General features: G+C 68.1%; 20 protein-coding genes and 1 pseudogene. 10 read left to right on the top strand and 11 right to left on the bottom strand.

Translation table 11 applies throughout. The features are described from left to right. Positions 1–78: 78 nt before the first annotated feature. Positions 79–2,160, bottom strand: a complete 2,082-nt coding sequence (gene recQ, locus AB0I10_RS00975; protein ID WP_363150139.1) for a DNA helicase RecQ — start codon at positions 2,158–2,160, stop codon at positions 79–81. Positions 2,161–2,423: 263 nt separating this feature from the next. Between recQ and AB0I10_RS00970 the strand changes: the two genes are divergently transcribed. Continuing rightward, positions 2,424–2,552 carry a hypothetical protein gene (locus AB0I10_RS00970; protein WP_363150138.1) on the top strand — a complete coding sequence of 43 codons (129 nt, stop codon included), beginning with the start codon at positions 2,424–2,426 and terminating at the stop codon, positions 2,550–2,552. A gap of 48 nt (positions 2,553–2,600) precedes the next feature. Here AB0I10_RS00970 and AB0I10_RS00965 read toward each other — a convergent pair whose 3' ends face one another. Further along, the gene (locus AB0I10_RS00965) at positions 2,601–3,011 is read right to left on the bottom strand and encodes an SHOCT domain-containing protein (protein WP_363150137.1); all 411 of its coding nucleotides are present in this window, start codon (positions 3,009–3,011) and stop codon (positions 2,601–2,603) included. 115 nt (positions 3,012–3,126) lie between these two features. Continuing rightward, a complete protein-coding gene (locus AB0I10_RS00960; protein WP_363150136.1) occupies positions 3,127–4,473 on the bottom strand; it encodes a hypothetical protein in 1,347 nt (448 codons plus the stop codon). Positions 4,474–5,255: 782 nt separating this feature from the next. Here AB0I10_RS00960 and AB0I10_RS00955 point away from each other — a divergent pair. After that, complete coding sequence (locus AB0I10_RS00955) at positions 5,256–5,414, top strand: hypothetical protein (protein WP_363150135.1); 159 nt, start codon at positions 5,256–5,258, stop codon at positions 5,412–5,414. A 411-nt stretch (positions 5,415–5,825) separates the two neighbouring features. On the opposite strand, the gene AB0I10_RS00950 is transcribed toward AB0I10_RS00955, so the two are convergent. Beyond that, a complete protein-coding gene (locus tag AB0I10_RS00950) occupies positions 5,826–6,404 on the bottom strand; it encodes an ArsR family transcriptional regulator (protein WP_363150134.1) in 579 nt (192 codons plus the stop codon). 112 nt (positions 6,405–6,516) lie between these two features. Here AB0I10_RS00950 and def point away from each other — a divergent pair, with 112 nt between their 5' ends. From def to AB0I10_RS00935, 3 genes are all read left to right on the top strand, one after another. Continuing rightward, a complete protein-coding gene (gene def / locus AB0I10_RS00945) occupies positions 6,517–7,179 on the top strand; it encodes a peptide deformylase (RefSeq protein ID WP_363150407.1) in 663 nt (220 codons plus the stop codon). Positions 7,180–7,227: 48 nt separating this feature from the next. After that, positions 7,228–7,428 carry a hypothetical protein gene (locus AB0I10_RS00940; RefSeq protein WP_363150133.1) on the top strand — a complete coding sequence of 67 codons (201 nt, stop codon included), beginning with the start codon at positions 7,228–7,230 and terminating at the stop codon, positions 7,426–7,428. A 92-nt stretch (positions 7,429–7,520) separates the two neighbouring features. Further along, positions 7,521–8,048, top strand: coding sequence for a tyrosine-type recombinase/integrase (locus AB0I10_RS00935; protein ID WP_363150132.1), 528 nt, complete (start codon positions 7,521–7,523; stop codon positions 8,046–8,048). 317 nt (positions 8,049–8,365) lie between these two features. Here AB0I10_RS00935 and AB0I10_RS00930 read toward each other — a convergent pair. The 7 genes and pseudogenes from AB0I10_RS00930 to AB0I10_RS00900 form a co-directional block, all read right to left on the bottom strand. After that, positions 8,366–8,586: pseudogene (locus AB0I10_RS00930) on the bottom strand (phosphotyrosine protein phosphatase); the annotation flags it as partial. A gap of 96 nt (positions 8,587–8,682) precedes the next feature. Continuing rightward, positions 8,683–12,153, bottom strand: a complete 3,471-nt coding sequence (locus tag AB0I10_RS00925; RefSeq protein WP_363150131.1) for an NACHT domain-containing protein — start codon at positions 12,151–12,153, stop codon at positions 8,683–8,685. Between the two features lie 630 nt (positions 12,154–12,783). Then, positions 12,784–13,842, bottom strand: coding sequence for a hypothetical protein (locus AB0I10_RS00920; RefSeq protein ID WP_363150130.1), 1,059 nt, complete (start codon positions 13,840–13,842; stop codon positions 12,784–12,786). Between the two features lie 466 nt (positions 13,843–14,308). Beyond that, positions 14,309–15,586 carry a DNA sulfur modification protein DndB gene (locus AB0I10_RS00915; protein ID WP_363150129.1) on the bottom strand — a complete coding sequence of 426 codons (1,278 nt, stop codon included), beginning with the start codon at positions 15,584–15,586 and terminating at the stop codon, positions 14,309–14,311. Between the two features lie 10 nt (positions 15,587–15,596). Next, entirely contained in the window at positions 15,597–15,782 is a 186-nt protein-coding gene (locus AB0I10_RS00910; RefSeq protein ID WP_363150128.1) for a hypothetical protein, read from the bottom strand. 549 nt (positions 15,783–16,331) lie between these two features. Next, positions 16,332–16,886, bottom strand: a complete 555-nt coding sequence (locus AB0I10_RS00905; RefSeq protein ID WP_363150127.1) for a peptide deformylase — start codon at positions 16,884–16,886, stop codon at positions 16,332–16,334. Positions 16,887–16,891: 5 nt separating this feature from the next. Then, positions 16,892–17,875, bottom strand: coding sequence for a helix-turn-helix transcriptional regulator (locus AB0I10_RS00900; RefSeq protein ID WP_363150126.1), 984 nt, complete (start codon positions 17,873–17,875; stop codon positions 16,892–16,894). Positions 17,876–18,021: 146 nt separating this feature from the next. Here AB0I10_RS00900 and AB0I10_RS00895 point away from each other — a divergent pair, with 146 nt between their 5' ends. From AB0I10_RS00895 to AB0I10_RS00875, 5 genes are read left to right on the top strand one after another with little or no spacing between them, the layout of a single operon-like run. After that, positions 18,022–19,179, top strand: a complete 1,158-nt coding sequence (locus AB0I10_RS00895; RefSeq protein ID WP_363150125.1) for a glycosyltransferase family 1 protein — start codon at positions 18,022–18,024, stop codon at positions 19,177–19,179. Next, positions 19,176–19,880, top strand: a complete 705-nt coding sequence (locus AB0I10_RS00890; protein ID WP_363150124.1) for a hypothetical protein — start codon at positions 19,176–19,178, stop codon at positions 19,878–19,880. The genes AB0I10_RS00895 and AB0I10_RS00890 overlap by 4 nt, the downstream gene beginning before the upstream one ends. Continuing rightward, a complete protein-coding gene (locus tag AB0I10_RS00885; RefSeq protein WP_363150123.1) occupies positions 19,877–21,115 on the top strand; it encodes a hypothetical protein in 1,239 nt (412 codons plus the stop codon). Before AB0I10_RS00890 ends, AB0I10_RS00885 begins: the two co-directional genes overlap by 4 nt. Then, complete coding sequence (locus tag AB0I10_RS00880) at positions 21,109–21,975, top strand: glycosyltransferase family 2 protein (protein WP_363150122.1); 867 nt, start codon at positions 21,109–21,111, stop codon at positions 21,973–21,975. The genes AB0I10_RS00885 and AB0I10_RS00880 overlap by 7 nt, the downstream gene beginning before the upstream one ends. A 50-nt stretch (positions 21,976–22,025) precedes the next feature. Beyond that, a complete protein-coding gene (locus AB0I10_RS00875) occupies positions 22,026–22,550 on the top strand; it encodes an ATP-binding protein (RefSeq protein WP_363150121.1) in 525 nt (174 codons plus the stop codon). Positions 22,551–22,563: the final 13 nt, after the last annotated feature.

Below are 22,563 nucleotides of genomic sequence, written 5' to 3'. Positions count from 1 at the left end.
GCACCGCTCACCGATCCCCCGCCGGTCGGTCACTCCCGCCGCCCCCCAGTCCATCCCTAACTCCCCCCGACTTCCGCCTCACCAATCGATGTCATCCGGCGGCTCCGGTGCGTAGTGATCCTCCTCCGGCGGCTCCGCCGCCACCGAGGCACCGGCTTTCACACCGACTTCCGCACCAACTTCGGCACCAGCCTCCGGACCGGCTTCGGCTCCTGCGTCCCCCTCCCGCCCCGCCAGCACATCCAGAATCTGCTGCCCGTACTTCGCGAGCTTGTTCTCGCCGACCCCGTTGACAGTCCCCAGCGCGGCCGTGGTCGCCGGCCGGGCGGTGGCGATCTCCCGCAGCGTCGCGTCATGGAAGATCACATACGCGGGGACGCCCTGCTCCTTGGCCGTACGGCCGCGCCAGGCCCGCAGCGCCTCGAAGACCGGCAGCGCCTCCTCGGGCAGATCCACCGGCGCGCGCTTGCCCTTCGCCGCCCGCGCGGACTTGGCGGCCTTCGCAGCCTTTTCTGGTTCCCGCCGCATCGGCACCTCGCGCCGGCCGCGCAGCACCTCGCCGCTCGCCTCGGTGAGCACCAGCGTGCCGTAGTCACCCTCGACGGCCAGCAGGCCCTGCGCGAGCAACTGCCGCACCACACCCCGCCATTCGGCCTCCCGCAGATCTTCCCCGATCCCGAAGACGCTCAGCCCGTCGTGATCGAACTGGATGACCTTGGCGGTCTTCCGTCCCATCAGAATGTCGATGATCTGCCCCGCCCCGAACTTCTGCCTGCGCTCGCGCTGCAGCCGAACGATCGTCGACAGCAGCTTCTGCGCGGGCACCGTGCCGTCCCAGGTCTGCGGCGGGGCGAGGCAGGTATCGCAGTTGCCGCACGGCTTGCTCTCCTGCCCGAAGTACGCCAGCAGCCGCACCCGCCGGCACTGCACCGTCTCGCACAGCGCCAGCATCGCGTCGAGATGGGCGGACAGCCGCCGCCGGTGCGCGTCGTCCCCCTCCGACCCGTCGATCATCTTCCGCTGCTGCACCACATCCTGCAGCCCGTACGCCAGCCAGGCCGTCGACGGCTGCCCGTCCCGCCCGGCGCGCCCCGTCTCCTGGTAGTACCCCTCCACCGACTTCGGCAGATCCAGATGCGCAACGAACCGCACATCCGGCTTGTCGATCCCCATCCCGAACGCGATCGTGGCGACCACGACCATGCCGTCCTCACGCAGGAACCGGGCCTGGTTCTCGGCGCGCGTACGGGCATCGAGCCCGGCGTGATACGGCAGCGCGTCGATCCCGTTCTCCACCAGGAACTGGGCGGTCTTCTCCACCGACGCGCGCGAGAGGCAGTACACAATCCCCGCGTCCCCGGCGTGCTCGCTGCGCAGCAGGTCCAACAACTGCTTCTTCGGCTCGCTCTTCGCCGCGATCCGGTACTGGATATTGGGCCGGTCGAAGCTCGCGACGAAATGCCGGGCGTCCGCCATCCGCAGCCGCGAGGTGATCTCGCTGTGCGTGGCATCGGTCGCGGTGGCGGTCAGCGCGATCCGCGGCACATCGGGCCAGCGCTCGTGCAGCATCGACAGCGCCAGATAGTCCGGCCGGAAGTCGTGCCCCCACTGGGCGACACAGTGTGCCTCGTCGATCGCGAAGAGCGAGATCTTCCCCCGGTCCAGCAGGCTCAGCGTCTGCTCGACCCGCAGCCGCTCCGGAGCGAGATACAGCAGATCCAGCTCCCCGGAGAGGAACTCGGCCTCCACCAGCCGCCGCTCCTCGAAATCCTGCGTGGAGTTGAGGAACCCGGCCCGCACGCCCAGCGCCCGCAACGCATCGACCTGGTCCTGCATCAGCGCGATGAGCGGCGAAACCACCACCCCGACGCCGCTCCGCACCAATGCGGGGATCTGATAGCAGAGCGACTTGCCGCCACCGGTCGGCATCAGGACGACCGCGTCCCCGCCCCCTATGACGTGCTCGATGACCTCCTGCTGGCTGCCGCGGAACGCGTCATAGCCGAACACCCGGCGCAGTACATGCACCGCCTCGCTCGTGCCGGATGCGCCTTCCGAATCCGCACCGGCACCAGTCCCTGCCGTACCCGTACCCGTACCCGTACCCGCACCCGGATCCATATCTGTGTCCACGACCACTTCCACGTCCGCCTCAGCCATTCCTGAAGCGTACGAGCTACCGCCCGGTCGCCGTGCGGCCTGTGGATAACTCACCACTCACCGAGGTCAGGCCCCGGCGCCCAGCCCGGTCGGCCGCGCGCTACTGCACCCCCGGCAGGATTCCCGCGGTGTGCCCCGTGGCGCCGCCGCCGGGTGTGACGTAGGACGCCCCTCCCGGTTGTAGCGTCCCGACGCCGACCCGCTACTGTCCGTGCTGGTCCGATCCGACCTGCCGACGTGCGTCCGGCGGCGCCCGGCGACCGGTGATCAACTTCGGCCGCCGCTGCGCACCCGTCGGCGCCAGGGGCACGACCCTCGACGGCCGCCCGGCGAAGTGCTTCATGGGCAAGGACGGAGGCGCCCGCTGGGGTTACGACTCCAGCCGGGGCTGAGACGGCTGCCAGGTGTATTGACCCGCAGGGTTGTTCACGCGGCTGAGGTCAGTGGAGGATCTTTTCCTTGGCCCGTTGGAACTCCGCCTCCGAGATCGTGCCGTTCGCCTTGAGGTTCGCAAGCTTGGCCAGCTCGTCGGCGCTGCTCGCGCCCTGGCCACCTGCGGTCTCCCGGATGTACGCGTTGAGCGCCTCTTGGTGCCGCTCGGCTTCACGCGTCTCGCGTTTTCCCATCTCCTTGCCGCGGGCCATCACGTAGATCAGGACGCCCAGGAAGGGAAGGGCGATGACGAAGATCAGCCAGCCTGCCTTCGCCCATCCGTTCAGGGCGTGATCGCGGAAGATGTCGGCGATGACGCGGAAGAGCACCATCAGCCACAGGATCCACAAGAAGATCCACATGACGGTCCAGAAGGCGCCCAGCACCGGATAGTCGTACGCCATGTACACGTTGCTCATGTCGTCCTCCTGCCACTCGTAGCCCCCTTGCTGCCTCCCCGTAGCAGTCGTTCCTTGCCGCCTCCCCGTAGCAGTCGTTGGGTGATCTCCTTCCGTTCAGGCGATCACTTTCCGTTCAACCGTCGTCACGGGTTGGCCCGGGACCCGGCCCCGCCCGCGCGGGCTCGGTTCTTGCGCCGGCGAGGATGCCGAGGATGACCAGGACGAGCAGCGCGAGCCCGAAGACCACGGCCACGGAGCCCGGTGTGGGGTAGTTCCACAGGATCAGAGTCAAGACCCCCGCGCCGATGAGGATTCCCGTCGTCCCGGCGCGGTGACCATCGAGCCAGCGGCCCGTGGCGCCCGTGCGCAGACCCACTCGCGCGAGGCCCCGTCCGGCGAAATCGGTGCCGCGGACGGAGGCGGAGCGTATCCAGCGGGCGCCGCGACCGGGCCCGTACAGATAGCCGGCGAACGCGACGATCACCGCGACAACGAGCACCGTTCGGGTGCTCTGCTGCAGGAACCGCACGAGATGGTCGTAGATCGCGGCGGCGGCGTCCGGCGACTGCACCTTCGGCTCGACGGAGTCCAGGTACTTGGAGCGCGTGACGGCGAGTGCGATGAGAAGCAGGACCATCATCACGCCGATGCCGACACCGGCACTCATCATGGCCCCGCGGTGCGAGGGCCCCACCCACACGGCCAGTGCGGCGAGCACGACGACGAGTACGGGCAGCCAGACGCCCACGATGTTGAGCAGGCGCATGGCGTCCTGGGCCTTGTTCAGCTTGTCGGTCTTGACCAGCACGACGGACTTGTCGATGTCGGGGATCTTCGAGGCTTTCTCGAACCCCGCGTCGACCAGCTTGGTCTGCACCTGCTTGATCACGGTGCCGAGGTCGAGCGTGATGGTGTTCCCTTTGGCCTCGACGGCGCTGCCTCCCTCACCTGTGAGGACGTTCACCATGGCCGCGTGCGCCCTGCGGTTGGCGTTGTCCCACACCTGCACGAACTGATCGCTGGTCACCACCTTGTTCACCACTTCGCGGACCACGGTGGTGGCGCTGCTTTTCAGCACGCCGGTCAGCGCATCGGCCTTGTCGACAACGGCCGGTGGAGCTCCGGTTTCCTGAAGGGCGTGGGTGAGCGCGTCGGTGATCTTTTCGGTGGGTATCTGGCTGACGACACGGTTGGTCAGGCGGTTGGTCAACGTCGCCCGGACCGAGGGCTCTTTGGCGAGGGGCGCGACGGTCCGGACGTACCGGTCGGTGTCGGAGATCTGGGAGTCCGCCCACGCGGCGACGACTCCGAGGGGCGCGAGGACGAAGGCCAGAACCAGCAGGACGGAGGTGCCGACGTAGCGCAGTCGTCGGTGCCGCATTCCGGCGGCGCGGCGAAGACGCTCGTAGTCCGCGCGCTCGGTGGCGCTCAGGGAGCCCGGGGGACTCTCGGGGGCGGGGGTGCCGGACGACGCGTCCATCGAGTACTCCTTCGCTGCTACGCGCGGATCCTCAATCAACCGTCGTCACACCCAGGGCGGGACCGCAACTGGGGCGGGTTCGAAACTGGGGTGGGTCCGCAACCTGTAACGGGCGATCCGCCACCGTGTTGACCGGGACCGCGAGGCGTCCCGCGCACGTACGGCAGGGGCGCTGGTGGTGGCATCGGCGCCGGTCAGCCCACAGCCGGCCCAGACGCCGAGCCGAAGGACACCGGCACGCCACGGATCAGGACGCCCGGAGCGACAGGAGCCCTCCTGATCCTCGCCGGTCTCCTCATCCCCCGCGATCCTCATCACGCTCCTGTCGCTGACCGCTGTCCTGGTGCTCTTTTGACGAAACCTCAGCAAAAGGGCCAAACGAGAGAGTGTCGGTACCGCTGAGCTGTCCGTCCTGCCTTCGTCGGTCCTTCGCGCCGCACAGGGGTGTGTGCGCGGCCACCAGGCCATGCCGGTCGTTGAGAGGGCGGAGCACCGAATGGCCCTTGCGCAGGAGGACCAGGTCACTTCCGGAAATCGCCCCCCCCGAAGAGCCCTCGACCCGAACGCCCTGTGACCTCGGGGCCCTTGGCCGGTCTTGTCGACTGACTCCCTGTGGCGAATGCATTAAGCCACCGGTCAGCACTCTGAGTGCACGATGCGTCCGATCCGACCTTAATTCCCATATATTTCCGGCTGATTGCTATTCGCCCTGAAAGGCGTAGCGTGGGAATCGGACCAGTCAAAGAGGACTGGTCTGTGATACGAGTTCCAGGGAGGCGATCATGAGCCGCAAGGTGATCCCTGTCAGGCGCAGGAACGGCTGCGGCGGCTGGGGCTACGACGACTGGGGCGGCTGCGGATATGGCCGTCGCGGACGCGGATACGGTCGCGGATACGGTTTCTTCGGGTTCGGCCGGGGTGGTTTCTTCGGCTTCTTCTAGTTCCGTGAACCAACTTCGAGGCTGGTCCTCCGCTCCACGAGGGCTGGCCTCTTGAGATTGCGTGCGGATGTGGCTTGTTGCCGGGGAAACCGAGGCGACGAGCGGCGGCGCAGCTCGTGGTGTGGCCGGTGTGGGGGCGAAGTGCACGGCCGCGCTCCAGTGGCCTGGCGGCGTTGGCGGACACCCACGAGGGCGAGCGCGGAGCACAGGGGGCCCGGAGTAGCAGGCCGCAGCAACGTCCGTACGGGGGAAGGGGCTTGGGCGGCGGTGAGTTGTGAAGCTCACGTGGGCCCGTGCGGCCTCAATGAACGTGTCGGGTCCGCCCCCGCCGGAGCGGGCGGCAACGCCAAGGCAACCACCTGGTCCGTTCAGCGATGCAGGTTCTCAGTCCGTGTCTCGGTCTGTGTCTAGTCAGTCCTGGTCCGCGCCGTCTGCCGGGTGGGGAAGCAGGGGGAACAGCCGGGTGATGAGAGCCACCGGTCGAGCGCCGTCGGGCCGGGCCAGGGGGCGTTGTTCGCGGTCCTGGTAGGGCACGAGCGCTCGTCGGATCACGTCCGCGACCCGGCTCATCTCTTCAGGTGTCAGGTAGGCGACGGCGCTGAAGGCTTCGTCGTGGCGCCATTCGGACGGCGCCTCACCTCGCTGGGTCAGCCATCGCTGCCAGCTCTCGTCCTCCAGCCCTCGGGCCAAGTCGCCGAACCGTTCCTCTGCAGGCCCGCCGGCAGTGGCGGTGTTCTGCCTCAGACGCCACGGGCGCGCGCGACCCCCGCTGCGGGGGGCCTCTTCGAGGTATCCATGCCGTGCGAGCTGCCGTAGGTGAAATGAGCAGAGACCAGAGCTGTAGCCCAGCCGGGAAGCCGCTTCGGTCGCCGTGACGGTGCCGACTTCGGCGAGCAGCTCCAGCAGGGCTGTGCGGACTTCGTGCTCGCGCAGTTCTTCGCCGTTGCCGACTGTCTGGTCGTCCGAGGTGTTGAGGTCATCGTCAGTCACTTTGCAAAGTCTGCTACTTTGCAAAGATCTTGGCAAGCAGTGGCCCTTGCCGAAGGCATCAGCTGCGGTGGACCTCCGCGGCATCTGCGGCGTGCGCAAAAGGGAGACAGTCATGTCTGTTCGTCACGAGCGGTCCCGTTCCGTCGACCGGCGAGTCCGTGTGCAAGGCCGCCCCGTCGACACCCATCCGGCTCTGCCACCGGAGGTGGAACGGGGCTCGGTTCGCAGGGTCACGGTGGTGGGTGAGGAGGTGCTGGGGCGTCCATGCCGGGAGGTGGCCGAGTTCGGAACTCCGGAATTGTCGGCGTTGATCGACGACATGTTCCTGACCATGTATGTGGCCGACGGCGCCGGCCTGGCTGCCAATCAGGTTGGTGTCGACCTGCGGCTGTTCGTGTATGACTGCCCGGACGACTATGGGATCCGGCATGTCGGTCACCTCATCAACCCTGTTCTGGACCTGCCCGATCCAGGCAGCCGGCGACTCGTTGACGACTCCGAGGGCTGCCTGTCCGTGCCCGGCGCCACCATGACGGTTCCTCGCACCGATCGTGCCGTCGCTCGCGGCTTCGACAAGCACGGCAACCCTCTCGTCATCGAAGGGACGGGTTACTTCGCGCGGTGCCTGCAGCACGAGGTCGACCACCTCTTCGGTCACACGTATCTCGACCGACTGTCCAAGCGAGACCGCAAGGACGCACTGCGGCAGATGGAAGACCGCCGGGAGGACGTCTTCGCGCAACGCGAGATCAAGGCCGCCCGCCTGGGCCGGTGAGACGCTTGGTGGCGGCGGCCACCTTCCTCAAACGACATGGCGGGAGAGGTGGACGCTCCGTCCCTACCAGCCCCGGTCGTCGGGGACGTCGCCAAGGCGAATGCTGAGCTGGGCACCCAGTACCTGACCGGCGTGGCGGCGGCGCCCTGGGGCACCGGCGTCTTCACCGCGGGCTGCGGCACGGTCGTCTGCCTGCTCGCCGAGGCGATCGCGCTGACGCTGCGGCCGCCGCGCACGTCCCGGCTCTGACGCAGGTACGCGGTCGCCGCACGCGGCAGGCCCAGCGGCGCCGAGCCGCTGGGCCTGACCACGGTCAACCCGACTCCCCAGCCGACCAGTTCATGTTCGCGGCGCGGAGGCGCCACCCGCCCGGCCGGGGCCGTGCGGGAGAGTTTCTCGCCCTCGACGTCGAGGTTGGGAAGCAGTCGGTCGAGCCGGCGCGGCAGCCATCAGGCGCCCTTGCCGAGCGGCTCACCGCCCCCTGGAGTCCGCCACCGCCGATCCGGCTCCACGATCTGCGCCACGGCGCCGCGACGCTCGCCCACGCGGCCGGAGCTGACCTGAAGGACATCCAGGAGATGGTCGGCCACTCCTCGATCACCATCACGGCCGATACGTACACGAGTCTGTTTCCCGAGGCGGATCGGGCGATCGCCGAGGCCGCAGCCCGACTTGTGCCGCGCGCACGCGCCGCCTCCGAGGAAGCGGCCCGCGAAGCGGAGTCCGAGCCCGATGAGGCGGAGGAGTCCGGCCCGGAGCCCGTGCCGGATACTGCTGATCCGTCGGGCGAAATATCAGGGCCTGGCGACCCGTCCGCTCACGCACCGCGCACGCAAACGGCCCCGGACGAGGAGTCCGAGGCCGAATAGAACGCCTCCCTGGGGAAGAAACCCCAGGTCAGAGTGGTAATGCATGGTGCCCCCGGCAGGATTCGAACCTGCGACACCCGCTTTAGGAGTTTTCCCTGGGCGGGGCTGTGACCTGCGCAAACTACCGACGAAGTGTGGTTGACCTGCGGAAACACTCCTCGCCAGTTCTCGCGTGTTCGCAGCGCTTCTCGGCCTCATGTGTGCTGTGTGTGTTCCGGAAGGCATCGTGGGTCCGCATCCCGAACCACACTGGCATGAGCCGCCGTTGCTGGCTTGCGCTCGCCCAACCGATCCGGTCAGTGCCGCGTGTAAGGCGCCTACGCTGTGGCCTCAGGTTTCACCGCCGCGATCCCGGTGATCAGGTCCACGACCATCGTCTTGATCTGGTCGCGGATGGGACATGCGGCCTCGACGCCCTGGTCGGCGGGGGCCGTCCAACTTCCAGTCCAGGTAAATCTTGCGGGACAGACGGGCAGGTGTGGCCGCAGCCCATCGTGACGCACACGTCGAATTCCTTCACCGCGTCGACGGTGAGGATCATGATTGGTGGACTCTGCGTGACCGCCCGCTCCATATCCGGCGGTGGTCGCCTCCGCCCGACGCGTCGCGCGTGGTTCTGCTCCTGACTCGCCCCTCAGGGCCGAGGGCGCACACCGTCGTCACACCCCAGACAGTCCTCGGTGCCGAGGGCCTGGACCGTCCGGCAGCGGTTGCAACTCCAGTGCGTCGGGGCGGGCGTGGCCTGATGCGCGTCCTTCGGACGGACCGACAGGTCGGCGTCCCGGCGCAGCGCCTCCACGATCGAACCGTTGGGGTCGAGACGCGGTACGGCAGAGATCAGCATTCTCGCCGCCAATCGGTGGTCCGCCGACTCCGAGGAAGCAGCCCGTGCCAGGAGCGAAGGGCGCCGATCGCCTGAGGTCATGAGGGCGACGGCGTGGAATAGGGCCGCCCGGTGGCGAGGCCAATGGGTCATGTCCCTGTCGAACAGCTCCTGACCGTCCCACGGAACGCGACCTCCCTCCAGGTTGATCAGCATGTTCGCCGCCGACCACGCCATCCACGAGGAGTCCGCTTCCAGGCACGCCAGCAACGCCGTCTGCTGGGCGTCCGTGAGGACCTGCCCGACGCCGGGGATGGGCGAGGGCTTGACCAGAGGCCGTGTGCCCGCGACGAGCCATTCGTCCAGCAGGGCATCGGGCGCGGTGATCTGCTGGAGGTGACGAGCCTGGGTGGCCACGGCCGCCTTGTCGATGCCGTACGCGTCAGCCATCGCGTCGAGCCACGCCCGGCGTTCCGCCGCGCTGTCGTGGGCGAAGGCGCGGTCGATCTCGTTCGCCGGAGAATCGGAGTATCCGGTCGCCGCGAGAAGGTCGCCGAGGGCGGTGAGCGACCAGAAGTCCCCGCCTGTGGACTCCGGGCATGGGCCGTGGAGTGACACGAGGTCCGAGAGGAGAGCCGCTCTGTCGTCCTGGGCGCTGGATGCCCAGTCTCGCAGCTGGGCGGCGATGTTCCCCCAACGCCGACTCGTGTCGAATCCCGCGCGTGCGAGTACGGCGTAGATCCTCTCGGCGACGTACCCGGGCGTGTGCATCGCGAGGGCGAACACGTACTCACCCGCGTCGTCGGGAAGCTCTCCCAGGTGCTCGGCCGCGCCTAGGGCGACCTGCGCGAGCCCTGGTGTGAGGCGGCCGCCACCGACCATCTCCCAACTGCGCCGCCCTTTCTGCACCATCTCGGAGTCCTGCGGCAGGGGAAGCGCCAGCACCGCGCGGAGCGCGTCGATCTCCGCTCCGCTCAAGGGGGACGCGTCCGTGCGGGCGTCCGTCAGCGCGCACAGGGTCCGGGCGATCGACTCGGCGGTGTCATCGAGCTCGGACAGTTCCACAAGGTCCGCCCGCCGACACCGCGACATCGAGGGCAGGGCCAGCAGACACGCGGCCTCCACGAAGGGCCAGGGCCCCGCGTCGCGCGTCTTGTCCCACAGCGTCGGGAAGAACTCCGGGGGTTTGCCAGGGCCACGCGGGAGTACCGGCTCGCCTGCGAGCGCGCCGAGAGCACCGTCCGTGAGCTGGTCCAGGGCCCGTTCCAGTTCGCCGTGGGAAAGAGTCACGACACCGCGCGCCGCGAGGTCAGCCACCATGAGGGTGGCCTCCCGCTGTGTCTCGCCGACGTCGAGTAGAGCCTCAGCCGTACGGGAAGCGAGTCCGGCGGCGAGTGCGATGGCTCCGTCGGAGTCCGTGTGGACGAGGGCGTGGCGCAGCCAGTCCCGCAGTTCCTCGGCCCCGCACGACCGTGCCCACATGGCCGTTGCGATCTCAGCAAAGACCTTGCTGCGGGCGGTGAGTTCGCCCGCGCCGTTCACCACGAACACGGCGACGTGCTCGTCCCAGAACCGGAGCACGTGCTCCGCCACCTCGTCGGCTGCCGCGGGCGGCATGGCCCATCGCAGCGGGTCCCTCAGCATGCCGGTCAGTGACTCGAGGGCGCGTCCCGCTGGAGGGGGCGCCTCGCCGTCGAGGAGCCGTCCGAGCGTGACGAACCCGTCGAGGAGCATGCTCGTCGTCAGGGCGGGTGCCCAGGGCCGGGCCGGGGCGAGCGTCCCCCGTAGCCGCTCCCACCGGTGCACGGACTGTTCCACCGCACGGTGCAACAACGCCGCACGCCCTTTGGGGAGGTCGGCATCCGGCGCGTTCGCGCAGACGAGGGCGAGCAGAGCGGCGAGCAGCGGCACCGCGAGCAGATGCGCGTGCTCCTTCTTCGCATCCTTGATCCAGGCGCGTCGCGTTGCCAGGAAGGCCGCTCGGTCCGGCCCGGGAATCCGTGCTGCGGCACAGGCGACGAGGATGCTATCGACCGTTGCGTCGAGATCCTGTGGAGGCGCGAGCTCGACCCGGGGCAGGCCGAGCCGGGCCGCGGCCCCTTGTGCGTTCGTCCGTGTTGTGACCACGAACCCGCAGGAGGGGTGCAGAGACGCGAGAATCTCTTCGAGTTGTTGCGCGACCCACGGCGCGCGCGCCCCGCATTCGTCTAGCCCGTCGCAGAGGAGGAGCACGCGCCCTTGGCCGATTTCCTCATGGAGGTACGCGGCGAGCGGTCCCCGGTCCGAGTCCGGCACGGTGTCCGCCACAGCGTCATCGACCAGGCCGTCGAGGGTTAGGCGTCCCGGCTGTCCCTTCAGCAGACGCGGCAGCGACACGGGGATCGGGGCGGGGGCGTCGGCGTGGCTAGCGCAGTGGGCCGCGATCTCGCGTACCGCCACCGACTTGCCTGAGCCCGGTTGCCCCACGATGAGCATGCGGCGCCAGCGCCTCAGGTATTGGAGGAGGAAGGAGGAGGTACGCTCGCCCTCCACGTCGATCCGGAGGCCGCCGACGAGGTCGTCGACGACGAGGGGCGGGAGGTCATCGGCGAGCAGGCTTAGGTCGATCCGCCCGGCCTCCGCTGTGAGCCGGGTGCAGTACGCATCGACAGCTTTCCGACGGGAGGCCAGCCGCATCGCCACCGGACCCCCCGGGTCTGGGAGCACGGTCACCCCCGAGGCGGCCAGGGCGGCGACCCAGTCCTCGGTGGAACTCCCGAGAGCCTCGCCCGCCTGCCGGTGGAAGAAGTCGGCCAGGGCGCTCACGGCCCGGTGTCCCCGCGCGTCCGCTACGACGAAGTCCATCAGGGCAGCCAGGAGGTCTCGGTGCGGTGCCGGTCCGGTCGAGCCAGGTAGGTGGAGGACACGCGCCTGGTCGAGGACGAGCCTGCGGACCCGCGACGGAAGTCGGTCGGTGACGAGGGCAAGAGCCGTGGACTCGTCACCAGTCTCCATGCGCAGGCCCGCACGGTGGCGTCGCAGAGCCCGGTCGAGGTTCTTTACCGGACCGACGAGTTCCTCGCCGGCGATGACCAGAAGATCGTCGGGACCGAGCATCGGAACCTGTCCCACCCACCCCGTGAGCGTCTCTTCCAGCGGACGCCCTCGGTCGATCTTCCGCTTCGCGGACACGTAGGCGCGGCGCCCGTCGGAGAAGGTGACACGGATGTCGTCGGTTGGGTCGCTGGTCTCGAAGTCCAGCCGGACGGGCCACACCCCTGCGGGCACGTCCAGCCCCGACACCGGCCGACCACGGAGCCCGTGCACTGCCAAATGCGTGGCCAGCTCGCATCGGAAGACACTGCCGACCTCCCCAGCCTGCCCCGCCCTGCTCACCCCAACCGCACCCCGTCCGACCGACCCACACTGCTTGCCCCGGACCTCCGGCGGAGCACCGCCTCATCGTAAGACGTCACACTGAGAGGCGAGGGCGGGACAAGGACGCTCTGCGTTCGGGCGCCTGAGCCCTCGTGGTCTTTGCCCTGTGAAGGTCCGAGCACGATCAGCGTCCGTCCGGACCGGTACTGCGACGCACGGGCCATGGCCAGCGTCCGGCAGCCGGGGCTCCCGCACGCCGTCCTACCGGCCTGGCGGGGCATCAGCACGAAGCACATCAGGGCCGCCAACAGAACCAGGGCGGTTCACCCTGCTGGTGGCGGAGAGCTGTGTCTTGCCACTTGTGCAGTGGTTGGGAGGGGCGGGATGTTGACCTGGGGTTTCCTGGCGATTTGTGCGCGCCAGTGAAAACTACTCTCGGTAGTTCTCGCTGGTCGGCGTCATTTCCCAGGCTCATGTGCCCTGGATGTGCCCTCGCGCGGGTAGCCCACCAGTCGCAACTGCTGAAGCGCCGCCCACCCCGTGGGACACGGCCGGTCACTGAGGCGGCTTGACCAGGAAGGTGGTGCTGGGGTCGACGTCAGGGGCACATTCGAGGGTCGGCAGTTCGTGGTCCGGCAAACCAGCGAGTTCCACGGCCGCTCGGCCCAGGTTATGCGCTGCCCGGACCGACTGGCCGTCGGCGACAGCGGCGTAGAACCGAGCGGCGTACGTGATCGCGTCGCCGTCGCCGATCTCGTCCGCCATGCCGATGGCGAACGGCACCGCTTCAACCAAGTTCTTGATCTGGGCGGCGGAGCGGCAGGAGTTCAACAGGACCAGCAGCGGCGGGTCGTCGGTGGCCTTGATGGCGCTTGCGAAGGCCCGATCTGTAACGATCGCGCCCTCGTGAGGCTCGTCGAGGTCTTTCTCGAAGACGATCAGATCGGTGTCACTGTGGCCGGAGAAGTGCACCACGTGGGGACGGAACCTGGTGAGGCCGTCGAGTAGATGGTCGGTCGTAGCGGCGGGGTGGACGTCCAGCTCGACGAGGTCGCGGTGCAGGGCTCTTTCGACCGCTGTCCGGATACGTGCCTGCTCGCGGCTTACCCGCAAGTCGCCCTCCGATGCGGCACCCAGCATCAGCACCCGCAGCTTCTCCGGCTTCGGCTCCCGCAGCTGCCGCAACACGATGCCGACCTGTTCTTCGGTCGTGGCCAGGCGGCCCTGGATCTTCTTACGCTCGGCCGTGGCTCGGCGCTCGGCCTCCTTCTGCTCACGCTGACGTGCTCGCTCGGCTGCCTGCTGCTCGGCCTGCTCTGCCTTGGCCAGCTTGACCTGCAGGTCTGCTGCTTCCTTTCCGTACTTCGCGGCTTTGGTGCTCCAGGACGCAGCGTCACGAGCAGCAGTGTTCGCCTGATCCTCATACCGGTCCGCTTCCCGGAGCTTGCTCCGCACCGTGCTGGCGTTCTTCGACTTTGCGGCAGAGGCGCGAGCTTTCGCGGCGGCGGCGCGCTTGTCGGCCTCCTTACGGCGATACTCACCGACCTTCTTCTCCGCATCAGCGCGTGCCTTGTTCTTGCGTTCCAGCTGACTGCGGTAGTAGCTCGCATTCATGCCCGTAGCCTCCCGAGGTTCTCGTACCACCACGCTACGGACGACCACTGACATCGCCCTCCCCAACCGCCTCTTCGATCCGCACGCGAGCACGGTGCGGTCGCGATTACGAACGGGGTGGTGCCGTGCCGCCCCGGATGACGAGCTGGGTAGGTACGACGACGTCGTGGTCGGTCTCATTGCTGGTCTCTCGCCCGCCGGGGCGTGTGGGCCCCTAACCAGGTGTCTCTCTGTGTCCTGGCAGGATTCGAACCTGCGACACCCGCTTTAGGGGTTTTTTCTGATCAAGGCCGTGACCTGCGTAAACATCGGATCCAGGGCATCTGGCCTGGTAAAACTCCCCTCCGTAGTTCTCACGTGTTCGCGGCGTTTCCCGGCCTCATGTGTGCTGGATCCGTTCTGCCGGGGGCTGTGGTGGCCACGGGGCTGTTCTGTCTGGCGGGTGGGTCCACGCCGCTTCTCAGGATCATGTGACTTGGAGGGGCCCTCGTCGGGCGGTGATGCCTGGGCTCGGAGCGTAGCCGTCGGGCTGGAGCGCGGACCGCAGGAAGGACGACTCAACTTCCCTCTCTGCGCGACTGAGGGGAAGGCCGATCCGTTGGCGCAGATAGTTCCCGGTGAGTATGACGTTCTGGTGGCTCTTCGATATGCGTCCACCGACGAGTGCTCGGCCTTCCCAATCCGGGTTTGACCGTGCCCAGTCTACGAGCGCCAGACGTTGAAGGTACGGTTCCCACTTTTCAGGGTCCGGAGACCTCTGGAGCAAGGCGTTGCCGATCGATCCTAGGCAATGAATGGCAATTCCATGGCTGTGTACGTAGTCCCGTCGAACCTCGGGTGCAAACATGGCGCGATTTCTTACCATTGCCCACTCCGGGATTATGGTGTCCACGGCGTTCCAGTACAGCGTCGCGAGTTGAAGATATTGGTCTCCGTCGACCTTGATGCCCTTCATCAACGCCAGATTTCCGTAGTACAGGGCGCTGAGGGTAAACAGCTTGCGCGAGCGAGCCGAAAGTATGGACCGCTCTGTTTCGATGTGTCCCTTGAATGGAAGCGACCTCATGGCAATCAGTCGTGTCATGGTTGCTTCATCGACTGTGTCGTAGGCACCACCCTGGACAGGTGTTCTCCATGGGAGAGCTGACCTAAAGGTTGCTGCCGTTGTCCACCTTGTATGCCTTCTGCTGGCGCGATCCCATGCGCTGGCCCACTCCTGTGTGGCCTGGCCGCTGACGCCGCACGCCTTCACAAAGGCAAGAAGGTGCTGTCGGGAGGGGATGGCCTGCTGGCGCAGGATGCTGTGGAGCGTGCTGCGTGGCAGTTCACCATGATTTCCTGCCCGCCGAGCGAGTTCCCGCAACGACGGCATGCCGGCGCTTCGGTGCACGCCGGTCATAGCGGTATGCAGCTCGGCGAAGTTCGAGACGTACTCGGGGCGCATTGCAGCCGTATCAGGGGCCCCCGGGAGGGCGTGGACACTGGCTTGACGTGCCTTGCGCCACAATCGCCGTGCTTCGCTGACATCTGCGTCGCAAGCGCGTGCGTATGCATCTACGACTTCCAGTCGTGGAACGCGTCGTCCGTTGGCGGCGCGTGAGAGTGTGCTGTGTGTATATTCGGTCACTTCGGCCATTTGCTGGTAGGTGAGGTCGGCGCGTTGACGCTGGGCACGAAGCCACAACGCCAACGACCTCAGTGCCGCGTCACCTTCTAGGCCGATCTGGTTTTCCGGACGTCCCACGGTGACTGGCTCACACCTGCCGGGGCTTTGAGTCGACCTGCGGCGAGAAGCCGATGGCGTGGGCGGTGATCACGCCAGATCCAATGAGCAGCTCAACGACGGTGAGCGGAGGAGTTCCCGCCAGAGTCATCAGAGAGACGAGGATCAGAATGGCGATGATGACGGCAACCTCGCCTGGGCTGAGACGGCGGGGCACCGGTCGTGTACTACCTGCGCACGTCGTGGGGCGGCGGGGCGTCCATTTGTGCATCGCATTGCTCCCTGGAGTGGATTCCACAATTTCATTGCACTGCACGACGGTTGGCGTCATCGTGCAGTCGGATCCTGACATCCTGAAGGTGCGTGGCCCAAGCGGGATCGACCGACTCTTAGGGCTTTGGTGCAGGAGTGTCCTGCCGCTCAGCCGTCTCCGGCTTCCGCTCTGCGTCGACTCGCTCCAGCTCAGAGGGCCGCGAGGCTCTGAATTGTGCACGCGCGTCCAGACTGTTGTTGCGCGGCCGAGGTGGCGCTGGGACGCTCACCGCAGCGTTGCATCGGGCCCTCGGCCCTCCCCTGGCGCGCTACGGATTCCACACAAGGGGCCACGCAGTAGGCCGTGTTGGCGCATGGGCTTGATCTGCTGGTGCTGGTGCCGCACCGTGAGGCGGCACCAGCATCTTCGCTCGCTTTGAGCAGCTGGTTCCCCAGAGGGCACTTGTGCCAAAGAACTGGCGAGTCCCGGGGTCGCCTTGGCCTCGATTGCCTCCTACTTGTATGCCCAGGCTCGGCCGGTCTGGCGGTACTCCTCCACTGGGATCGGTTCGATGCCGTTCCTCATGCGGGCGGTGTAGAGCAAGCCGTCGAGGTGGTCGAGCTCGTGGTGGATGAGGCGGGCGAGCCCTCGTTCGTACGCGTTCGTCGCGGCCTCTCCGGCCAAGGTCGTGGCCTCGATCGTGATTTTCAGCGGGCGCGTTACAAGGCCGCGCACGTCGAAGAATGACAGGCAGCCCTCGTACTGTTCATCCGTCTCTTCGGAGCGGTCGGTGATCCGGGGGTTGAGCAGGATGATGGCGGGGGCGTCGCCGGGCGGCTGGACGACGGCGGCGGCACGTGCGATGCCGATCTGCGGGGCGGCAAGGCCCATGCCCTTGGCGAAGGGGTGGACTTGGCCGATTCGCTCTATGGCGGCGAAGAGTTCGTCCACGACGCGTTCGGCCTCGTTGCGCTCGGCGGGCAGATCGAAGGCGCGGGCCGGTTCAGCGAGGATGCCGGCGCCGCGCTGGACGACCCCGAGGTCTCGCATTTGCTGGCTGGGCCGCATGTCAATCACCTGAACTCCCCTTGGTCTGTGTCGGGTTCGGGCCGTGCCCGGAACCGCCATTCCAGACGGTACCGAGCGTGCAGGGCGGGTGTGGTTGTGATCCACGTGAATTGCCGTAGGCCGCCGTCGTCGCTGCGGACGGGAGGGGTCCGCAGCGGGGTGGCTTCGGCGGTCATGGAGGTCTCGGTGCCCCATACCGCTGGGGCGAGGTCGGCGGGGAAGACGAGCTGCACTTCGAGTTGCTCGGTGGGTAGGCGAACGGCCCTCTGGAACCAGTTTCCCCACTTGTCGTCGCCGACGGTGTAGGCGTACTCGATCCAGACGGATTCGCCGGGGTAGAGCGGGAAGCGGCCGTGTTCGTTGTCGAACAGCAGCCAGACTTCTTTGAAGGCGTCGCGGTCGTGCTTGGCCTGCCAGCGCATCGTCTCGCCCCGGCAGGTGGCGGTGAGGTCGAGTTCGTCCCAGGTCAGCGGGTGGGCCCGGTAGTGGGCGTTGGACCGCTCGGGGTCGCCGGGGTAGCGGTCGACGGATATGCGGATCAGGTAGCGGGTCACCGGTTCCTCGCCTGTGTTCCGCAGCAGCCTGCGCATGGTGAGCCGGTAGGAGCGGCCGTCGTACTGGAGGCGGGCTGCGTCGTGTTCAACGACGAGGGCCGAGCCGGTTGCGTACGGCTGCTCGGGCCTGCGCGGGGCCGGCGGGGCTGCGGGAGGTCGCCGGGCCCGGGTCTCTCTGCTCTTGGCTTGCTCGTAGTCGCACCAGCGTCGCCAGATCGACTTACCGGCGTTCAGGGCGTCGTCGGCGAGGCGTGCGAACTCCTCGCTGGGCTTGTGGCGGCCGGATTCCATGTGGCTCACGTACGAGGGGTCGAAGCCCATGGCCTGCGCTAAGGCCCGCTTGGACATGCCGCGCACTTCCCGCCACCGCGCGACCTCTGCCGCGAAGTTCTCGGCCGCCTGCTCGACGGTGATCTCCTCGTCCTGCGCGTCCATAGAAGCCCCGCCCCGCGTCATCGTTGGTGAGCATGAATGAACCGTGAGTGATCCCAGTTCATCATCCCGTCACGGCTCGCGTCGCCGTTTTCCTTCCCTCACCGGCCCGGATCGACGCTCCGGGCAGACGAGGGAGGCGAAGCATCATGCGCGTGCTGTACCTGCTCAACATCTCCAACCCCGACCGGCTGTCTGCAGACTCCGGGTGGATCTTCGCGGATCTGCTCGCCCCAGCCCTGGCCGATGCCGACGCGGAGGTGACCGTCGCGGCTCCTGCTGCGGCGGGGGACACCCGCTGCGGCTTCCACCGGACGAAGGTGCCGGGGACGAAGTACCGCGCCCGATTCTCCACGGACGTCGACGAACTCGTGGCGCTGATCCGCGCCGAGAAGCCGGATACCGTCGTGGCCAACCAAATCGAGGAGGCCCCTGCCATCCGCACGGCCCTGCTGGAGGCCGGGTCGGATGCGTTGCTGGCTGGTTACTGCCACTACCTGCCGTTCTCCTTCACCGGCGGAGGGCAGCTCCTGCTCGACCCTTCGCTGAACGACGCGGGGCTGGGACAACCAGTGCTGCTGGCGTTCGCCGCCGGGCTGGCGGCCTGTGACCGGGTGATGGTCCACTCCTCCACGGCTGCCTCATGGGTGTCGGCCGCCGCCGCCCGTATGACGGTGGATCTCGGGAACCGGTTGCGGGTGGTACCGGCGCCGCGTGACGAGCGGCTGGTTCACGACCCCGTCACGGCCCATCGTCGCCAGGGCACTTCGTCGATCGGCGTCTACAACCACCGGCTGTACGCGCACTACGGCACCGAGCGGTTCGTGCACCTGGCCCGCGACCTAGTGGCCTCCGGCGCAGTCCATCTGCGGGTCATGGATCTGTTCGGCCAGCGCCGGGCATCTCGTACGGGCCTGGATGACAGCCCCGAGCGGATGCGCGACCAGCTTGCTGCCCTGCCGCACGTTCAGGTCGTCTCCGACCGGGGTGACCGCGTCCGCTACAAGAACTTGCTGGCCGACGCCCGCTTCGGCATCGCCCCGTTCAGGGCCGGCTGCCCCTGGTCCATGAGCGTGATCGACTGCCAGGGCATGGGACTGCCTGTCATCGCCCCGCGCCTGGGCTGGCTCGCCGAGCACGTCGACCCCGAGCTGTGCTTCACCACTCCGGCCGAGGCCGTTGCTCTAGCCGAACGCCTGGCCATGGATGACGAGTTCCACGCCATCCATGCCAAGCGCGCCCATGCCTCCACTGCCGACTTCGCGCCCGCCCAGGTCGCCGCCCGCTACCTGGAGGCCCTGTCGTGACCGACTTCGACGCGGTCCTCCTCTCCTACGACGAGCCGATGGCCGACTGCCTGCACTCCCGGCTTCAGCGGACGCTCGGCGACTCGGTCAAGCGTCTGCATGGCGTGCACGGGATGCGCCGGGCCTACTGGCTGTGCGCCGAAGTCGTCGACCGCGAGCAGTTCTTCCTCGCCGACGGCGACTTCGCCATCGACACCGGCTTCGACCCGGCCGCCGTCGAGCCACTGGGCGAGGGCGTGTCCATGCGGGTGTGGCGGGCGGTCAATCCGGTCAACGGCCTGACCTACGGGTACGGCGGCCTGAAGTTGATCCGCCGCAGTGCCCTGCGCGAGATGGGCGAGGCCGTGGATGTACTCGCCGCGTTGCCCGGCCGCATCGAGTTCGCCGAACAGTCCGCGGGTATCACGCGGTTCAATCAGAGCCCCTTCCACGCCTGGAAGGCGGGTTTCCGCGAGTGCGCAATGCTCGCTCGTGGGAGTGAGTACGGCATGGCGGACGAGGATGCCCGTCACCGGGTAGCGGCATGGATCACCAGCCGGGACGGGGAGTTCGCCACCTACGCCGCGGCGGGGGCTCGTGAGGGCGTCGGCTTCGCCCGCGAAGCTGCCCGCAACCCGAAGCTGTTCGACCACCTCAACGATCCGTCTTGGCTGCGGGCCAGGTTCACCGCCGCCCACGGGGATCAGGCGGTGGCCGGATGACCGGCCCTCTCGTGCTGATCGAGCCGTACGCCGACCGCCTGGGCGGGCACCATCAGCGTGCGCTGGTGGCACTCGCCCAGGCTCGGCCCGGCAGCCTGGTCATCGCCCCGAACGGGATCGCCCCCGACACGACAGGAGCCCTGCGCGAGGCCGGGGCCCGGCTGGTGATCGCGCCAGCGGGACGTCCGGCGGCTGGCCTGCTGGCCGCATCCCGCCTTGCCGCCAGCCTCTCCTCGGCCGGGCAACGGGTCTTCCGTTCGCGCCGCTGGCCCCGCGTCCTGCGGCGGATCCCGCACCAGATCACCCTCGTCGCCCGATGCCTTGCGGAGGCGTCTGCCCTGCGGACCGCCCGCCGCCTGGAGTCTGACGCCGAGGCGGTGGTGATCCTGACCGCGACCGAAGCACTGCACGGCGCCGCCGCCCTCCTCGGCAGCCAGCCGCACTTGCGGTTCGTGCACGAACTGGTCACCACGGAGGACGCAGTCGTGCGGCTGATCGGTCAGCTCGCCCAACGGGGCGAAAAGAAGGTGCTCGCCGTGTACCCGACACAGGCTGTGAGCGATCAGTTCGCGGCGGTCTTCCTGGACCTGCCTGCGGTAGTGCGGGCCTTCGCGGTCGACGAGGGCCGCCGCCTGACCGACGCCGAACGCGAAGGCGGCCGCATCGCCTTCGACATCATCCCCACCGTCGAAGCCGTGGTGTGCCTGGTCGGCGGCTGGTGGCCGTACAAGGACATCGCGACCGTCGACGCCGCCCTGGCTTGCCTGAAGGAACCGCTGCACCTCGTGGTCTGCGGCAGCCCCCTCGATGAGGCTGTGCTGGAGCGGTGGCGGGCCCTGCCCAACCTGCGTCTGCACACTGTGCCCGGCCCTGTCGCGGAGCCGGTGCTGCGGCTGGTGTACGCCGCTGCGGATGCCGCTCTGGTCGCCCGGCATCCCGGCGTCGGCAAGGAATCCGGGCTCGTGATGGACGCCGTCCGTCTCGGCGTCCCTCTGATCGTCTCCGACCACGACCCGTCCCTCACCGCGCGTCTTCACGGCCAGTCCTGGGCACTGACCTTCCCCGCCGGCGATCCCGACGGACTCACCGATGCCCTGCACACCGTGGTCCGTCAGCCGCCCGAGCGGCCTGGCGCCGAGGCGCCCCGGCTGCTGGGCATGTGGACCGCGGCCGACCAAGCCGACTTCCTCACCCGGACCTTCGCCTCACTTCGCACGAAGGAGTCCCGATGCTGAGCACGCCTCCCGCCTTGATCGCTGTCATCGGCCCCATCGAGGTACCGCTGCTGGCCACCTGGGTCCGCCACTACCGGTGGCTGGGCATCGAGCGGCTCCTGATCGCCTTCCACTTCCCCGAGCACGTTCCCGACAAGCAACGGCACGAACTCCAAGCCGCATGCCGCGAGCTCGGCGTCATCCCGACCGGAACCAGCACCGGACCATGGCACGAGCACACCAACACCCAGCTCCGCGACTCCCTCCGCCACAGGGCCGGTCCGGGCTGGCACCTACTGGCCGACGCCGACGAGTTCCAGCAGTACCCCGCCCCGCTACCGGAGGTGATCGCCCAGGCCGAGATGTCCGGGCACCGCGTGATCGGCGGGCTGATGATTGACCGGGTCGCCGCAAGCGGACGCCTGACCGGCTGGAGGCCCGAAGGCGGCCTGGATCTCGCCTATCCGCTCGGCGGTCACCTCACCCACCGGCTCCTGCACGGCGACCCCAGAAAGATCGCCCTCGCCCGCCACGACGTCACCGTCGCCTCCGGCAATCACCGGGCACCCGGCCACCGGCCGGACGCGGACCGCATCTGCGCGGTTCACCACTTCAAGTGGCGCTCGGGCGTCCTGGACGACCTCCGCCGCCGGGTGCAGCACTTCTCGTCCGGCACCTGGCAGGAACGGACCCCGGCTGTGCGGGACGAGGCGAGCCGCCTGCTGGACCACGTCGGCCAGCACGGCGGCGTGATCAACATCAGCGATCCGCGGTTCGCCTTCCGTCGGGTGAGCCTGGACCGTATGCCCTTCGGCTGGCCTGCCGAGGCCCGCAGCATCTTCACCACCTGGCGGCCGTACGCACACACTGGCCAGGATTAGAGACAATGCCCGCGTTCACGCACCCTTGTCGCGGAAGGGATGACCGACCCGTGCCTCTCGCCGTTCTCCTGGCCGGCCTGACCGGCTCTGGGAAGACCACCGTCGCCCAGGCCCTGACCGACCACGGCTACATCCGATTGTCGGTGGATGAGGAGGTGCACCGCCTTCACGGCCGGTACGGCGTGGACTACCCCGAGCACACCTACTTCGAGCGCGAACGCCCCGTGATCGATGCGACCCGGGAACGCTTCATCAAGGAGATCGAAGCGGGACATGACGTCGTCCTGGACCACGGGCTGTGGCGTCGTAGCGAGCGTGATGCCTGGCGGCAGGCCGCCCGAGAAGCGGGCGGCCACCCCCTCGTGGTCTACCTCCCCGCTGACCGGGAGGAACTGCTCCGCCGCCTCACCGAGCGCAACCAACGTGAGGATGCCAATGCCCTCACCGTGACCCCCGAAGCCCTCGACGATTTCTTCGCCCGCTTCGATGCCCCAGCCGAAGACGAAGAGGTGATCGTCTACGCCGGAGATCCGGACGCGCTCGTGGCCACGCTGTCCTCGGCCAGGTCGAGCTGAAGAAGCAGGCCGT

Origin of the sequence: Streptomyces sp. NPDC050636 (assembly GCF_040654775.1) — a bacterium.
GTDB lineage: Bacteria > Actinomycetota > Actinomycetes > Streptomycetales > Streptomycetaceae > Streptomyces.
Note: the sequence above shows the minus strand (reverse complement) of the source record. Positions and strands in the feature narration are given on the sequence as shown.

Excerpts from the sequence above, each read along its gene's own strand:
- recQ (WP_363150139.1), bottom strand. The coding sequence starts at position 2,160 with ATGGCTGAGGCGGACGTGGAAGTGGTCGTGGACACAGATATGGATCCG.
- AB0I10_RS00965 (WP_363150137.1), bottom strand. The coding sequence starts at position 3,011 with ATGAGCAACGTGTACATGGCGTACGACTATCCGGTGCTGGGCGCCTTC.
- AB0I10_RS00960 (WP_363150136.1), bottom strand. The coding sequence starts at position 4,473 with ATGGACGCGTCGTCCGGCACCCCCGCCCCCGAGAGTCCCCCGGGCTCC.
- AB0I10_RS00955 (WP_363150135.1), top strand. The coding sequence starts at position 5,256 with ATGAGCCGCAAGGTGATCCCTGTCAGGCGCAGGAACGGCTGCGGCGGC.
- def (WP_363150407.1), top strand. The coding sequence starts at position 6,517 with ATGTCTGTTCGTCACGAGCGGTCCCGTTCCGTCGACCGGCGAGTCCGT.
- AB0I10_RS00935 (WP_363150132.1), top strand. The coding sequence starts at position 7,521 with ATGTTCGCGGCGCGGAGGCGCCACCCGCCCGGCCGGGGCCGTGCGGGA.
- AB0I10_RS00920 (WP_363150130.1), bottom strand. The coding sequence starts at position 13,842 with ATGAATGCGAGCTACTACCGCAGTCAGCTGGAACGCAAGAACAAGGCA.
- AB0I10_RS00905 (WP_363150127.1), bottom strand. The coding sequence starts at position 16,886 with ATGCGGCCCAGCCAGCAAATGCGAGACCTCGGGGTCGTCCAGCGCGGC.
- AB0I10_RS00900 (WP_363150126.1), bottom strand. The coding sequence starts at position 17,875 with ATGGACGCGCAGGACGAGGAGATCACCGTCGAGCAGGCGGCCGAGAAC.
- AB0I10_RS00895 (WP_363150125.1), top strand. The coding sequence starts at position 18,022 with ATGCGCGTGCTGTACCTGCTCAACATCTCCAACCCCGACCGGCTGTCT.
- AB0I10_RS00885 (WP_363150123.1), top strand. The coding sequence starts at position 19,877 with ATGACCGGCCCTCTCGTGCTGATCGAGCCGTACGCCGACCGCCTGGGC.
- AB0I10_RS00880 (WP_363150122.1), top strand. The coding sequence starts at position 21,109 with ATGCTGAGCACGCCTCCCGCCTTGATCGCTGTCATCGGCCCCATCGAG.